The organism is Oerskovia enterophila, from assembly GCF_044748475.1.
Taxonomy (GTDB): Bacteria; Actinomycetota; Actinomycetes; order Actinomycetales; family Cellulomonadaceae; genus Oerskovia; species Oerskovia enterophila.
This window is the reverse complement of sequence record NZ_JBIVFZ010000001.1, coordinates 899,464-913,526: the sequence shown is the minus strand read 5'-3', so window position 1 is coordinate 913,526 and position 14,063 is coordinate 899,464. Positions and strand designations below refer to the sequence as shown.

The window sequence follows — 14,063 nt, the reverse complement described above, 5'->3', positions numbered from 1 at the left end:
AGCGTGCCGGTGCGTTATCACGCAGGCCGGCACGCACGCGGACGGACGAGCCCTGCCACCCCTCACGGGGACCGCCTCAGAGCGAGACGGACAGCAGCAGGAACACGAACGGGGCCGTCAGGAGCATGGAGTCCAGCCGGTCGAGGACACCTCCGTGCCCCGGCAGGAGGGACCCCATGTCCTTCAATTCTAGGTCGCGCTTGATCATCGACTCGGCCAGGTCCCCCACGGTCGCCGTGAGCGGCACCATGACGCCCAGCGCGACGCCGATCACGGGGCTCGCGCCCAGACCGTAGACGGCCCCCACGACGCCGACCGCGGTCGCGAGCACGAACGAGCCCGCCAGACCCTCCCAGCTCTTCTTGGGACTGATCGAGCGGGCCAGCGGGTGGCGACCGAACAGCACACCGGCCACGTACCCGCCGACGTCGTTCGCGACCGCCAGCAGGATGAACAGCAGGACCTGGATCCGTCCGTTCTCCGGGTTCGCCAGCATCATCATGACGAAGCCCGCCATGAACGGCAGGTACGCGGTCGCGAACGTGCCGGCCGCGGCGTCCCGCACGGCAGCGGTGCCCGAGCCGTCGATCACCCGCCAGACCACGACGCCCGCCACCGTCAGCACGAACGAGACCATGAGGGCCTCGGGCCCGGCGTAGTACGACGAGATCATGATCCCCGCCGCACCCACCAGGAGAGGCAGGAGGGGCAGGTGGATGTCGCGGCGCAGGAAGGCCTGCTTCAGCTCCCAGAGCGCCGCCCCCACCGCGGCGATCGCCAGCAGGACGAACGGCTCCGGACGGAACCCCAGCGAGGCCCCCACGACGAGGAGGAGCCCGACGCCGACGGCGATCGCCTTCGGCAGGTCGCGTCCGGCCTTCGGCGTCCGCCGGGGCTCGGACGCGACAGCATCACGTGTCATCGGTGCGTTCGGAGTTCGCCATCAGACCTCGAGGAGCTCGCTCTCCTTGCCGGCGAGCAGCGCGTCGATCGTGTCGACGTGGCTCTTGGTGAGAGCTTCGAGCTCCTTCTCCGCACGCGTGCCCTCGTCCTCGCCCGCTTCGCCGTCCTTCACGATGCGGTCGAGCTGCTCCTTGGCACGACGACGGATGTTGCGCACCGAGACGCGTGCGTCCTCGGCCTTGCCCTTGGCGAGCTTCACGTAGTCGCGGCGACGCTCCTCCGTGAGCACGGGGAGCACGACCCGGATGATGTTCCCGTCGTTCGACGGGTTGACGCCCAGGTCCGAGTCACGGATCGCCTTCTCGATCGCGGACAGCGCGGTCTTGTCGAAGGGCGAGATGACGATCGTGCGGGCCTCGGGCGTGTTGAACGAGGCGAGCTGCTGGAGGGGCGTCGGGGCCCCGTAGTACTCGACCGTGATCTTGTTGAACATCGCGCCACTCGCACGTCCCGTGCGGATGTTGGCGAAGTCCTCCTTGGCGACCTCGATCGCCTTGTCCATCTTCTCTTCGGCCTCGAGGAGGGTCTCGTCGATCACCAGTGCTCCTTCGTCGTGCGTTGCAGGGCTTGCCGTCCTGTGCGCCGCGGGGCGCACCGGGACGCAGCGCGCCCCGGGTCGTGCGTCGGTCGTCCGGTCAGCTCGTGGTGACCAGTGTCCCGATATTGTCCCCCAGGAGGGCGCGGGTCACGTTGCCCGGGTCCCCCATGCCGAAGACGCGCATGGTCACGTCGTTGTCGCGGCACAGGCTCAGGGCCGTGGCGTCCATGACGGCGAGGTCGCCCACCAGGGCGTCGGTGTAGGTGAGGTGGTCGAGCTTGACCGCGTCCGGGTTGGTGCGCGGGTCCGCGCTGTAGACCCCGTCGACGCCGTTCTTGCCCATGAGGACTTCCTGGCAGTGGGTCTCGAGCGCGCGCTGGACCGAGACGGTGTCGGTCGAGAAGTAGGGCATGCCCGCGCCGGCACCGAAGATGACGACGCGCCCCTTCTCCATGTGACGGATGGCGCGCAGCGGGATGTACGGCTCGGCGACCTGGCCCATCGTGATGGCGGTCTGCACGCGCGTGTCGACGCCCGCCTGCTCGAGGAAGTCCTGGAGCGCGAGGCAGTTCATGACCGTGCCCAGCATGCCCATGTAGTCGGCGCGCGCACGGTCGAGGCCACGCTGCGAGAGCTCGGCCCCGCGGAAGAAGTTGCCGCCGCCCACGACGATCGCGACCTGCACGCCCTGACGCACGGCCTCCGCGATCTCGCCCGCGACGCGCTGGACGACGTCCGGCGCCAGGCCGATCTGTCCGCCACCGAAGGTCTCACCGGAGAGCTTCAGCAGAACTCGTCGTGCCGGGGTCGTGGTCTCGATGTTGTCGCCCATGTGCAGCGCCACCTGTTCTTCGTCGTTCCGAGCTCCCGAGGTCTGCCCCAGGACGTTCCGAGGACGGTCCTGCGAGGTGTCCCCGGGGTGTTGCGTGGTGCGCCGGGACCTGGCCGGGTCCCGGTGCGCGGTAGCCCGGTCCGCGCGGGTGCGCGGACCGGGCCACCGGTGGAGTGCGTCAGGCGCCGACGCGGTACCGCACGAACTCGGTGACCGTGCCACCGACCTCGGCGAGCACCTGGCCGACGGTCTTCTTGGGGTCCTTCGCGAGCGGCTGGTCGACGAGGACGACGTCCTTGAAGAAGCCGTTCAGGCGGCCCTCGATGATCTTCGGCAAGGCGGCCTCGGGCTTGCCCTCGTTGCGCGAGGTCTCCTCGGCGATGCGACGCTCGTTGGCGACGACGTCCTCGGGGACGTCCTCACGCGTCAGGTACGTCGGGGACAGCGCGGCGATGTGCTGCGCGATGTCCTTGGCGACGGCCTCGCCGGCAGCGTTCGTCGCGACGACGACGCCGATCGACGGCGGCAGGTCCTTGGCGGTGCGGTGCAGGTACGCGGTGACGCGCTCACCGGCGATGCGCGTGGCACGGCGAAGGACGACCTTCTCGCCGAGCGACGCGGCGGTGTTGTCGATCACGAGCTGGACGGACTCGCCGTCGGCGTCCGCGGCGAGGGCCGCGTCCGTGTCCGCAGCACCCGAGTCGGCGACGGCCTTGAGCACGCGCGCCGCGAGGTTGAGGAAGTTCTCGTTCTTCGCGACGAAGTCCGTCTCGGAGTTGAGCTCGATGAGCGTGGCGACCTGGCCACCCTCGGTCTCGGAGATGTCGACGGCCACGAGGCCCTCGGAGGTCGAACGGCCCTCGCGCTTGGCGACGCCCTTCAGGCCCTTGACGCGGATGATCTCGAGCGCCTTCTCGGAGTCGCCGTCGGCCTCGTCGAGAGCCTTCTTGACGTCGAGCATGCCGGCGCCGGTGCGCTCGCGCAGTGCCTTGATGTCGGCTGCGGTGTAGTTCGCCATGGTGCTGTCCTTACCTGTCTGGGGTCCCGGGGCTCCCCGGGGAGAACGTGGAGCGGGCGGTGCGGCGGGTGCGCGCCCCTCGTGAGAGGGGCGCGCACCACGTCGTCACTTGGACTCGTCGGCCTCTTCGGCGATGACCTCGGCCTCGGCGACGACCTCAGCCTCAGCGGCGGCCTCGACGGCAGCCTCAGCGACCTCGGCAGCAGCCTCGGCGACGACCTCGGCCTCGGCAGCAGCCTCGACGGCGACCTCGGCGACGACCTCAGCAGCGGCTGCGGTCTCGACAGCGGCCTCTGCCTCGGAACCGGCGAGGAGCTCGCGCTCCCACTCGGCGAGGGGCTCTGCCTCGGTGGCCGTGCCGGCCTCGGCGCCCGTGCGGCCCGAGTGGCGCTGGAGCAGGCCCTCGGCGGCGGCGTCGGCGATCACGCGGGTGAGCAGCGTGACGGCGCGGATCGCGTCGTCGTTGCCCGGGATCTTGTAGTCGACGACGTCGGGGTCGCAGTTGGTGTCCAGGATCGCGACGATCGGGATGCGCAGCTTGCGCGCCTCGTCGACGGCCAGGTGCTCCTTGTTGGTGTCGACGATCCACACGGCGGAGGGGACCTTCGCCATGTCGCGGATGCCGCCCAGGGTGCGGGTCAGCTTGTCCTTCTCGCGACGCAGGACGAGCAGCTCCTTCTTGGTGAGACCCGAGGCTGCGACGTCGTCGAAGTCGATCTCCTCGAGCTCCTTCATGCGCTGCAGACGCTTGTGCACCGTGGTGAAGTTGGTGAGCATGCCACCGAGCCAGCGGTGGTTCACGTAGGGCATGCCCACGCGAGCGGCCTGCTCGGCGACGGGCTCCTGCGCCTGCTTCTTGGTGCCGACGAAGAGGATCGTGCCACCGTGGGCGACGGTCTCCTTGACGAACTCGTACGCGCGGTCGATGTAGGACAGCGACTGCTGCAGGTCGACGATGTAGATGCCGTTGCGCTCCGTGAAGATGAATCGCTTCATCTTCGGGTTCCAGCGGCGGGTCTGGTGTCCGAAGTGGACTCCGCTGTCGAGGAGCTGGCGCATGGTCACGACGGCCATGGCACGTCCTTTCAGGCGTGACGCGGGATCCTCCCGCTGCTCACGCTCGTTCGTCCGACCGGGCGCGCGGCGTCCGGTCGGTGCTTTCGGTTGTCGGTGCGGGCCGGGATTGGCCGTGCACCCCTGGCGTCACACCGCCTGGCGACGCCGGACCCTGGCGAACGAGGGTCCGGACCGTTGTCGTGGCAGCCCCTGCCGCTGGCCCTGGCGAGCCGGGAGGCGGGGAAGTGACGCGCGAAGTCGACGGCGCGCAGCGGGGGCCGTGGCGTCTCCGGCGGACTCCGCCGGAGGTGCTCGTGGGCCGTCCGAATGAACGTGCCGATCGCGGCGTTAAGTCTACCTGATGCGCGGCCCCGACCGGACCCGTCCACAGGTCCTCGCGGATCGGTCCGGTCCACAGGCTCGGATGCCGGCACACCGCACGCCACGGCGGTGCGCGATGCTCGGCCCGTGCCCGCCATCCTGTCACGCCCCGCCCGCCTCTCCGCCGTCGTCGCCGGGGCCCTCGCGCTCGCCCTCGTCGCGTCGCCTGCGCCCCTCGCACTGGGCGGGGGCGCAGGCACACCGGCGAGCGATCCCTGGGTCGCGCCGGTCGCCGGCGACCTCGTCGTGCTGCGCCCCTTCCTCCCACCCGACCAGGACTGGCTCGCCGGGCACCGCGGCGTGGACCTCGGCGCGTCGCCCGGGGCGGCGGTCGTCGCTCCTGACGCCGGGGTCGTGACGTTCGTCGGGACGGTCGTGGACCGCGGCGTCGTCGTGGTGCTTCACGACGACGGGCTGCGCACCTCGCTCGAACCCGTCGCGGGGAGCGTGGGTCCCGGGGCGAGGGTCGCGCGCGGCGAGGTCGTCGGGACTCTCGAGAGCGGCCCCGACGGAGGTGGCGGGGCCGCCGCCTGGCACTGCGTGCCGGCGTCGTGCCTCCACTGGGGCGTCCGGCGCGGAGAGCACTACCTGGACCCGCTCGCCCTGCTGGCACCGCGTGAACCGATCGTGCTCCTGCCGCTGCGCTGAGCCTCGACCGGCCGAGCACAGCGTCGACGTCGACGTCAGCGTCAGCGTCGGTACCGGTGCAGCAGCGGCCCCGGGCCCAGGCCCAGGCCCAGGCGATTGACGCCCCGCGCCCGCCGGCCGCGGCAGGGACCCGTCACGCCCTCGGGAACGCCTGCTCGAACGAGGCCCGCAGCCGGTCGGCGCTGACGTGCGTGTAACGCTGCGTCGTGGAGAGCGTCGCGTGCCCGAGCACCTCCTGGACGCTGCGCAGGTCGGAGCCGCCCTGCAGCAGGTGCGTCGCGGCGCTGTGGCGCAGGTCGTGCGGCGTCACGTCGTCGACGCCCGCGAGCGCCGCGAGCCGGTGCACCGTCTCGCGCGCCTGCCGCTGGCCCCATCGATGCCCGCGGTCCCCCAGCAGGAGCGCCGGTCCGGAGTCGGCCACCGCGAGCGCGGGGCGACCGGCGTCGAGCCAGCGACGGATCGCCCGCCCGGCAGGCACACCGAACGGCACGACCCGCTCCTTGTCGCCCTTGCCGACCACGCGCAGGGTCCGCTCCCCCAGGTCCACGTCGTCGACGTCGATCCCGACGAGCTCGGCGACACGCACACCCGAGGCGTAGAGCACCTCGAGAGCGGCCCACTCGCGCAGCCGGGCAGGGTCGCCGTCGGCGGCAGACTCGCGGGCGGTCTCCATGAGGTGTGCGGCCGAGTCGACCGCGAGGACCGTGGGCAGGTGACGCGGGACGCGGGGGCTCGCGAGGCGCAGCGCGGGGTTCTGCGCAGTGCGCCCCGTGCTCGTGGTCCAGGCGAAGAAGGCGCGCGCCGCGGCGCCGCGGCGCGCCATCGTGGTGCGCGCCAGGTCCCGCGCCCCGAGGTCGGCGAGCCAGTCGCGCAGCACCGCGATGTCGACGTCGTCGAGCTCGCGCACGCCCGTCCCGACGGCGCGCCCCAGGAGCGAGCGCACGTCGCCCGTGTAGGCGCGCACGGTGTGTGCGGAGAGTCCGCGCTGCACGGCCAGGTGCTCCTCGAACGCCGCGACCGCGGCGGTCAGCCCGGCCGGGAGGTCGGGCGCAGCATCCGGCTGCCCGGGTTCGTCCTGCCCGGCCTTCCCGGCACCGGGCGGACGCTTCTCGGAGGTGCTCATGGCACCAGTCTCGCGGAGCGTTCCCGCCGTGACGGGTCTGCCACGCCCGGCAGCCCTACCCGCCGAGCCTGCGCCACCGCCCGCCCGACTGCTCGGCGAGCCCCACGAGCTCGAGGTGGCCGAGGCCTCCGAGCGTCTCCTGGCTGCCGAGCCCGGCCGTCCGGGCCACCGACTCGACCGGAGCGTGGGCTCGCACCGGGAGCGCGTCCCAGAGCCGCCGGCCCACCTCGTCGAGCCCGTCCTGCGGCTCGTGGCGTCCCGCCGGGACCGTGACGGCGTCGGCCCCCGCGGTGCCTCCCAGCTCGGCAGCCTCGGCGGCGTCGGTGACGCAGACCGCCTTCGCGTCCCGGAGCAGCCGGTGGCACCCGCCCGAGGCCATCGAGGTGACCGGTCCGGGGACCGCGCCCACGGGGCGCAGGAGCGCAGCCGCGTGCGTCGCGGTGCTCAGCGCCCCCGAGCGCCAGGCCGCCTCGACCACGACGGTCGCTCCGGAGAACGCGGCGATGAGGCGGTTGCGGTGCAGGAAGCGCACCCGGCTCGGGACCGAGCCCGGCGGGACCTCGCTGACCACGCTCCCCTCCTCCAGGACGGCGCGCAGCAGGTCGGTGTTCCCCGCGGGGTAGAGACGGTCTGCCCCTCCGGCGAGGAACGCGACCGTCCGCCCTGCGGCGGCGAGAGCGCCGCGGTGCGCGGCGGCGTCGATCCCGTAGGCGCCTCCCGAGACGACCGTGAAGCGACGGTCGACCAGTCCCACCGCGAGGTCCGCGGCGACGTGCCGCCCGTAGTCCGTGCACGCGCGCGCCCCCACGAGCGCGAGCGAGCGGGTCGAGAGCGCGGCGAGGTCGTCGTCGCCCCGGACCCAGAGCGCGAGCGGGGCGGCGGCGCCCAGGTCGTCGAGCGCGGTCGGCCACCGCGGGTCCTCCGGGATCACGAGGCGGCCGCCGATCCTGCCGAAGGCGCCCAGCTCACGCGCAGGGTCCAGGCCGGGCAACCGTCCACGCCAACGCTCGACCGCGCGCACGAGCCGGTCCCCTGCGGGTCGCTCGTCGCGACCCGCGAGCGCTCCCAGCGCCAGCCGGTGGGGGTCGTCGACGACCTCGTAGAGCCACGCGAGAGAGTCGGCGGCACCGAGGTGCGCGACGAGCGCGCCCGCGACCTGGTCGCCCGGCTCCGTGATCCGGCTCCACGCCGCACGCGCGAGCAGCGGGTCGGAGAGGTCGAACGAGGCACGACGCCGCTCACCCATGGTGGCCCCTGGTCCGCAGCGCGAGCCCCTGCCCCACGTCCGACCGGGTGGGCGCGGCCCGCCCTGCGAGGTCCGCGACGGTCCAGGCGAGGCGCAGCACCCGGTCGGCCCCGCGCAGCGAGAGCGTCCCACGGTCGAGCGCCGTGTCGACGTCGGCCAGCAGGCCTCGCCCCGCGCCCAACCGTTCGCGCAGCCACGTCCCGGGCACCTCGGCGTTCGTCGACCAGGGGGTCCCCGCGAGCCGAGCCTTTGCCGCGGCCCGCGCGTCGGCGACACGCACGGCGACCGTCGCGCTCGTCTCCACGTCCCCCTCGCCCGCACGGTCCACCCGGGTCACGGGGCGCACCTCGACCTGGACGTCCACGCGGTCGAGCAGCGGCCCCGAGAGGCGCCCGAAGTACCGACGGCGGACGATCGGCGTGCACTGGCACTCGATCCCCTTGCCGATCGAGAGACCGCACGGGCAGGGGTTCGCGGCGAGCACCAGCTGGAAGCGTGCCGGGTAGCGCGCCGAGCCCGCGGCCCGGTGGATCACGAGCTCACCGTGCTCGAGCGGCTGCCGCAGCGTCTGGAGCACCCGGGAGCCGAACTCGGGGGCCTCGTCGAGGAAGAGGACCCCCCGGTGCGCCCGCGAGGCGGCACCGGGACGAGGCAGGCCCGACCCTCCGCCGACGATCGAGGCGGCCGTCGCCGTGTGGTGGGGGTCTTCGTAGGGCGGACGCCGCACGAGTCCCTGACCGGGGTCGAACACCCCCGCGACCGAGTGGACCGCGGTGACCTCGACGGCCTCGGCCTCGTCGAGGTCCGGCAGGATGCTCGTGATCCGCGACGCGAGCATGGTCTTGCCCGCCCCGGGGGGTCCGACGAGCAGCAGGTGGTGGCCTCCCGCTGCGGCGACCTCGACGGCTCGCCGGGCCTGCTCCTGCCCCAGGACGTCCCGCAGATCGCCCTCGGCCCGTCGTGGCCGTTCGACCCGTGGCGCACGGGAGGCGGCCGACGGCAGGACCATGCCGGGGACCTCGGCGCCGTAGAGGGCCGCGACCTCGGCGAGGCTCGCGACGCCGACGACGCGCGCCCCGGGCACGAGGCGCGCCTCCTGCGCGTCCTCCAGCGGCACGACGACGTCGCACAGCCCGGCCGCGACCGCGGCGGCCACGGCAGGGAGCACCCCGCGGACGGGCTGCAGCCGACCGTCGAGCCCGAGCTCGCCGATGTGCACCACCTTCTCGGGGTCGGACACCGAGATCCGGCGAGCGCCGGCCAGCATCGCCACGGCGATGGCCAGGTCGAAGCCCGAGCCGGACTTCGGCAGCGACGCGGGAGACAGGTTGACCGTGACCTTGCGCTGGGGCCACGAGATGCCGGACGAGGCGATCGCGGCCCGGACGCGGTCGCGCGACTCGGACAGCGCCGCGTCCGGCAGCCCCACGAGCGTGAACCCGGGGACCGAGGCTGCCAGGTGGGCCTGCACCTCCACGAGGTGGCCCGAGAGTCCCACGAGCGAGACCGCGAACGTCGTGCCGAGGGTCATCAGCTGACCCCGACGAGGTGCTCGACCTGCGCGGCCCCTGCCTGCGGGAGCACGACGGCCACGACGTCGATCCGGACCGAGCCCGGCCGCACCGGGTGGGCGGCCATCCACTCACCGGTCAGCCGGCGCAGCCGCGCGAGCTTGTCCGGGGTCACGGCCTCGGCGGGATGCCCGTAGGCCGTGCCTCGTCGCGTCTTGACCTCGACGACGACGAGCACGTCGCCGTCCCTGGCCACCACGTCGAGCTCGCCCCGGGTGCCGCGCCAGTTGCGGTCGAGCACGACCCATCCGGCCTCGACCAGGTATCTCGCGGCGATCTTCTCCCCGTACCGACCGACAGCGTCCTTCGCTCCCATGTCCCACCTCCGGGCCACACCCTGACGCACTCAGGGGCGGCGCGGGGCGCGGGGACACGGGGCCTGTGGACGGCCCCGCGGGTCGCGCGCCTGTGCACGGCTCGAAGCCGCGGGCGGCCGCTGCGTGGCCGTGCACGGCGGCTGACGGCAGCACCGCACGCGGCGATCACGGGTACAGGTACGGGCATGCCAGCACGGGCTCCGCAGCACCCGCCGCCGCCCCGTGGCTCCTAGAGCTGGAGCTCGGCCTTGGCCAGCTCCTCGACGTTCACGTCCTTGAACGTCACGACGCGCACCGACTTCACGAAGCGGGCCGACCGGTAGACGTCCCAGACCCACGCGTCGGCCAGCCGTAGCTCGAAGTACACCTCGCCGGCGGCCGAGCGGACCTGCAGGTCCACCTGGTTCGCGAGGTAGAAACGTCGTTCGGTCTCGACCACGTAGGAGAACAGGCCCACCACATCGCGATACTCGCGGTAGAGGGCCAGCTCCATCTCGGTCTCATAGTTCTCGAGGTCTTCGGCGCTCACTGGACCATCATGGACCATCGGCGGACCGAACCCGGGACGCGCACCCGCGCACGCACGCTGCGGCGCGCCGACGAGCCTCTCCCCTCAGGCCCCGTCCTGCTCGGGGAGCCGCCAGCTGCGCCGGTGCTGCGGCGTCGGGCCGTGGGCCTTGAGCGCCTCGACGTGCACGGCCGCGCCGTACCCCTTGTTGCCGTCCCAGCCGTAGGCCGGGTACTGCCGGGCAAGCCCCGTCATGAGGCCGTCGCGCTCGCACTTGGCGAGCACGCTCGCCGCCGCGACCGAGGCGCACTGGAGGTCGGCCTTGACCAGGGTCCGCACGGCAGGGTCAGGCAGCGCCCCCAGGTCGTCCTCGGGGTCCAGGTCGAAGGCCTCGAAGAGGTCGACCGTCGGGCGGGTCAGCCAGTCGTGCTTGCCGTCGAGCAGGACGGCGTCGACGGGTCCGAGCGACCTGCGGACCTGGGCGAGCGCGCGGCGCCCGGCGAGCCGGAGGGCGGCCACGATCCCGTGGGCGTCGATCTCCGCGGGGCCCGCGTGCCCGACGGCCCATGCGAGACCCCAGTCGCGCACCGCGGGCAGCATCGCCTCGCGCGCAGCGGGCGTGAGCATCTTGGAGTCGGTCAGCCCCTCCGGGAACGCGCCCGTGGTCAGGTCGACCACGACGACGCCCACGCTGACCGGTCCGGCGAGAGCCCCGCGCCCGACCTCGTCCATGCCGGCGACGAACCGTGCCCCCGAGTCGAGCATCGAGCGCTCGTGGCGCATGGTCGGCGGCACCGGGCCGGTCGCCCGCTTGGCGGGGGCCTTGCGGGGCTTGTTCGCGGGCGCGGGGCGCGCACCGAGGTCGGTCGTCACGGTTCCGGCACCTCCGCGAACACGTCGCCCGGGTTGCGCATGAACGTGAAGTCGCTCAGGGGCCAGACCTTGACGAAAGCGGTCCCTACGACGTTGTTGATCGGCACGAACCCGCCGCCCGGCTTGCCCGTGTTGTAGCGCGAGTCGGCGGAGTGCTGGCGGTTGTCGCCCATGACGAACAGCATGCCCTCCGGGACCACGGTGTCGAAAGGGTCCTGGCTCGGGACGGAGCCCGGCTTGATGTACGTCTCGTCGATGGGCTGCCCGTTGACGCTCACGCGCCCCTGGGCGTCGCAGCACACGACCGTGTCGCCCGGGAGGCCGATCACGCGCTTGATGAGGTGCTCGCCCGTGTCCTGCGGGAGCAGTCCCACGAACGTCATGGCCGACGTCACGGCGTTGCCCACCGGCCCGCGGTCGGGGGCGACGTACGGCGGGAGCCAGCTGCCCGGGTCCTTGAAGACGATGACGTCCCCGCGGTGGACGTCGAACGCGTCGGGCACGAGCCGGGAGACCATCACCCGGTCCCCCTCGACGAGCGTGTCCTCCATCGAGGCGCTCGGGATGAAGAAGGCCTGCACGAGGAACGACTTGATGAGCCACGAGAGCACCAGGGCGCTGACCAGGATGATCGCGGTCTCGCGCACGAGCGACGGCCTGCGGGGTGCGCGGCGCGCGCCGGGCTGCTGCTCTGCCATCTCGCTCCTTGCGTGAGCACCGGCCCCCGGATGGTCACCGGGGGCGGGTTCGGGTCGGGCTGCTGCCTGGGCGGCGCTCTCTGTCACGCGCTCACTGTGCCATTTCGACGCCCGAGAGGGGAAAACGGCGCGCGCCGGGACGCCGACGGGCGGCCACCTCGAGAGGTGACCGCCCGTGGGCGTGCAGTGCGGCTGACGGGGCGTCAGGACCGGATCACTTGGCGGGAAGCGCGTCGCGCTTCTCCTTGATCTTCGCCTTCTTGCCGCGCAGCTTGCGCAGGTAGTACAGCTTGGCGCGACGGACGTCACCGCGCGTGACGACCTCGATCGTCTCGAGCGTCGGGGAGTGCACCGGGAAGGTACGCTCCACGCCGACACCGAAGCTGATCTTGCGGACCGTGAAGGTCTCGCGGACGCCGCCACCCTGGCGGCCGATGACGACGCCCTGGAACGCCTGGACGCGGGAGCGGTTGCCCTCGACGACCTTGACGTTGACCTTGACGGTGTCTCCGGCCCGGAACTCCGGGATGTCGCTACGCAGCGATGCTGCGTCGACGCTGTCCAGCGTGTGCATTGTTCTCTCCCCGCTCTGCCACAGGTCAGACGCGTTCTCGTGGCCCACCGCGAGGTGGGTCCGGTTCAGTACAAGGGTGGTGCTCGCATGAGATCGGTCGCGCACGCGGACGTGCGGTGAGCCTCCCCTGTGGCAGAGACCCGACCGGCGGACACCGAGGGTCTATTCTGCCACACCGCCGGGAACGGTCCCCGGGCCTGCTTCAGGAGCAGGGTTCTCGACCGTCACCGGGCGACGCAACGCGCCGTCGGCGATCGTCCACCCGAGCCCCGTCAGGAACGCGCGGTCGTGCTTGTCGAGCGAGCTCACCTCGAGCGCCTCGATCAGGTCCGGCCTGCGGGCTGCGGTCTTCTCGAGCGCGCGGTCCCTGCGCCAGCGGCGGATCTTCGCGTGGTGCCCGGAGAGCAGGACGTCGGGCACCTCGATGTCCTGCCAGACGGGCGGCTTGGTGTACACCGGGTACTCGAGCAGGCCGGCCGCACCGTGCGACTCCTCCACGAGCGACTCGGGGTTGCCGATCACTCCGGGAAGCAGGCGGGCGACGGCCTCGACCATGACGAGCGAGGCGACCTCGCCGCCGTTGAGCACGTAGTCGCCGATCGAGAGCTCGCTCACGCGGTGCCCCGCGGCGCGGTAGTGCTCGGCCACGCGCGCGTCGATCCCCTCGTAGCGCCCGCACGCGAAGACGAGCTGGTCCTCGGTCGCCAGGGCTTCCGCGGTGCGCTGGGTGAAGGTCGTGCCCGACGGCGTCGGGACCACCAGGTGCGCGGGTCCGGTCGAGGTCAGCTCGTCGATGGCCTGCCCCCACACGTCGGGGCGCATGACCATGCCCGCTCCCCCGCCGAAGGGCGTGTCGTCGACCGTGCGGTGGCGGTCGGTCGTCCAGTCGCGCAGGTCGTGGACACGCAGGTCGAGCAGTCCTGCGACGCGCGCCTTGCCGACGAGCGACAGGTCGAGCGCGGCGAGGTACTCGGGGAAGATCGAGACGATGTCGATGCGCACGTCAGTCGTTCGTCCCGTCCGCACCGGCCGAGTCGTCGGAGTCGTCGGCGTCGTCGCCCGAGCCCGGCGTGGGCTCGGCGACCTCGAGCCGGTCCGCGTCCCGGGCGAGGAGCCCACCCGGCGGGTCCAGCACCACGCGACCGCCGGGGACGTCGACCACGGGCACGATCGCGTGCACGAACGGCACGAGCGTGCGCGAGCCGTCCGTCTCCTTGATCACGAGCATGTCGTGGGCGGGCAGGTGCTCGAGCCCCTGGACCTCACCGACGACCGTCCCGTCCTCGAGCTCGGCGCGCAGGCCTGCGAGCTCGTGCGGGTACCAGGCGTCCTCCTCGTCGGACACGTCGGCCTCGACCACGAGCGTGACACCGCGCATGCGCTCGGCCGCGGAGCGGTCCGTCACACCCGCGAAGGTCACGAGCCACTTGCCCTGGTGCAGCCGTGCGCGCTCGATCGTCAGTGGGCCCGCCTCGGCGGGCTCGGTGTCGATCGAGGACCCGACGACGAGACGTGCCTCGGGGTTGTCGGTGCGCAGGTCCAGCGCGACCTCGCCGCGCAGTCCGTGGGCGCGGCCGATACGGGCCACCGTGAGCTGCATCGTGTGCTCCTTCTCGTCGTGTACGTGCTGGTCGTTCCGGGGCGCGGACCGCTCGACCGGACGGGACCACCGTGGCACCCGCACGGCGTCGCCGCACTCGTGCCCGGTGTCGGACAG

The 14,063-nt window shown here is 72.8% G+C and carries 16 protein-coding genes; 1 reads left to right on the top strand and 15 read right to left on the bottom strand.

Annotated elements, in window-relative coordinates:
- Positions 1 to 76: 76 nt before the first annotated feature.
- The 5 genes from ACIPWA_RS04010 to rpsB form a co-directional block, all read right to left on the bottom strand.
- Positions 77 to 922 (bottom strand): phosphatidate cytidylyltransferase, encoded by an 846-nt coding sequence (locus tag ACIPWA_RS04010; RefSeq protein ID WP_056648689.1) that lies wholly within the window; start codon positions 920 to 922, stop codon positions 77 to 79.
- Positions 923 to 943: 21 nt separating this feature from the next.
- On the bottom strand, positions 944 to 1,501 hold the full coding sequence (gene frr, locus ACIPWA_RS04005; protein WP_056648687.1) for a ribosome recycling factor: 558 nt from the start codon (positions 1,499 to 1,501) through the stop codon (positions 944 to 946).
- A 97-nt stretch (positions 1,502 to 1,598) separates the two neighbouring features.
- Positions 1,599 to 2,333 (bottom strand): UMP kinase, encoded by a 735-nt coding sequence (gene pyrH / locus ACIPWA_RS04000; RefSeq protein WP_056649018.1) that lies wholly within the window; start codon positions 2,331 to 2,333, stop codon positions 1,599 to 1,601.
- Positions 2,334 to 2,511: 178 nt separating this feature from the next.
- Positions 2,512 to 3,351 carry a translation elongation factor Ts gene (gene tsf / locus ACIPWA_RS03995; RefSeq protein WP_056648686.1) on the bottom strand — a complete coding sequence of 280 codons (840 nt, stop codon included), beginning with the start codon at positions 3,349 to 3,351 and terminating at the stop codon, positions 2,512 to 2,514.
- 105 nt (positions 3,352 to 3,456) lie between these two features.
- The gene (gene rpsB / locus ACIPWA_RS03990) at positions 3,457 to 4,425 is read right to left on the bottom strand and encodes a 30S ribosomal protein S2 (RefSeq protein WP_056648684.1); all 969 of its coding nucleotides are present in this window, start codon (positions 4,423 to 4,425) and stop codon (positions 3,457 to 3,459) included.
- Positions 4,426 to 4,875: 450 nt separating this feature from the next.
- On the opposite strand from rpsB, the gene ACIPWA_RS03985 reads away from it, so the two are divergent.
- Positions 4,876 to 5,436: a peptidoglycan DD-metalloendopeptidase family protein gene (locus tag ACIPWA_RS03985; RefSeq protein WP_400288255.1), complete on the top strand. Its 561-nt coding sequence runs from the start codon at positions 4,876 to 4,878 to the stop codon at positions 5,434 to 5,436.
- Positions 5,437 to 5,569: 133 nt separating this feature from the next.
- On the opposite strand, the gene ACIPWA_RS03980 is transcribed toward ACIPWA_RS03985, so the two are convergent.
- From ACIPWA_RS03980 to rimM, 10 genes are all read right to left on the bottom strand, one after another.
- Positions 5,570 to 6,559 carry a tyrosine recombinase XerC gene (locus ACIPWA_RS03980; protein ID WP_400288254.1) on the bottom strand — a complete coding sequence of 330 codons (990 nt, stop codon included), beginning with the start codon at positions 6,557 to 6,559 and terminating at the stop codon, positions 5,570 to 5,572.
- A gap of 55 nt (positions 6,560 to 6,614) precedes the next feature.
- Complete coding sequence (gene dprA, locus ACIPWA_RS03975) at positions 6,615 to 7,805, bottom strand: DNA-processing protein DprA (protein ID WP_400288252.1); 1,191 nt, start codon at positions 7,803 to 7,805, stop codon at positions 6,615 to 6,617.
- Positions 7,798 to 9,336: a YifB family Mg chelatase-like AAA ATPase gene (locus tag ACIPWA_RS03970; protein WP_056648679.1), complete on the bottom strand. Its 1,539-nt coding sequence runs from the start codon at positions 9,334 to 9,336 to the stop codon at positions 7,798 to 7,800. Before ACIPWA_RS03970 ends, dprA begins: the two co-directional genes overlap by 8 nt.
- Positions 9,336 to 9,692, bottom strand: a complete 357-nt coding sequence (locus tag ACIPWA_RS03965) for a YraN family protein (RefSeq protein ID WP_068625614.1) — start codon at positions 9,690 to 9,692, stop codon at positions 9,336 to 9,338. The genes ACIPWA_RS03970 and ACIPWA_RS03965 overlap by 1 nt, the downstream gene beginning before the upstream one ends.
- Positions 9,693 to 9,922: 230 nt before the next feature.
- Positions 9,923 to 10,222 (bottom strand): DUF2469 domain-containing protein, encoded by a 300-nt coding sequence (locus ACIPWA_RS03960; RefSeq protein WP_024840525.1) that lies wholly within the window; start codon positions 10,220 to 10,222, stop codon positions 9,923 to 9,925.
- Between the two features lie 84 nt (positions 10,223 to 10,306).
- Complete coding sequence (locus ACIPWA_RS03955) at positions 10,307 to 11,074, bottom strand: ribonuclease HII (RefSeq protein WP_400288250.1); 768 nt, start codon at positions 11,072 to 11,074, stop codon at positions 10,307 to 10,309.
- Entirely contained in the window at positions 11,071 to 11,772 is a 702-nt protein-coding gene (lepB, locus tag ACIPWA_RS03950) for a signal peptidase I (RefSeq protein WP_056648673.1), read from the bottom strand. The genes ACIPWA_RS03955 and lepB overlap by 4 nt, the downstream gene beginning before the upstream one ends.
- Before the next feature lie 214 nt (positions 11,773 to 11,986).
- A complete protein-coding gene (gene rplS / locus ACIPWA_RS03945; protein WP_056648670.1) occupies positions 11,987 to 12,346 on the bottom strand; it encodes a 50S ribosomal protein L19 in 360 nt (119 codons plus the stop codon).
- A gap of 162 nt (positions 12,347 to 12,508) precedes the next feature.
- Positions 12,509 to 13,348 (bottom strand): tRNA (guanosine(37)-N1)-methyltransferase TrmD, encoded by an 840-nt coding sequence (gene trmD, locus ACIPWA_RS03940; protein WP_400288248.1) that lies wholly within the window; start codon positions 13,346 to 13,348, stop codon positions 12,509 to 12,511.
- A 1-nt stretch (position 13,349) separates the two neighbouring features.
- Positions 13,350 to 13,946 carry a ribosome maturation factor RimM gene (rimM, locus tag ACIPWA_RS03935; RefSeq protein ID WP_056649012.1) on the bottom strand — a complete coding sequence of 199 codons (597 nt, stop codon included), beginning with the start codon at positions 13,944 to 13,946 and terminating at the stop codon, positions 13,350 to 13,352.
- Positions 13,947 to 14,063: the final 117 nt, after the last annotated feature.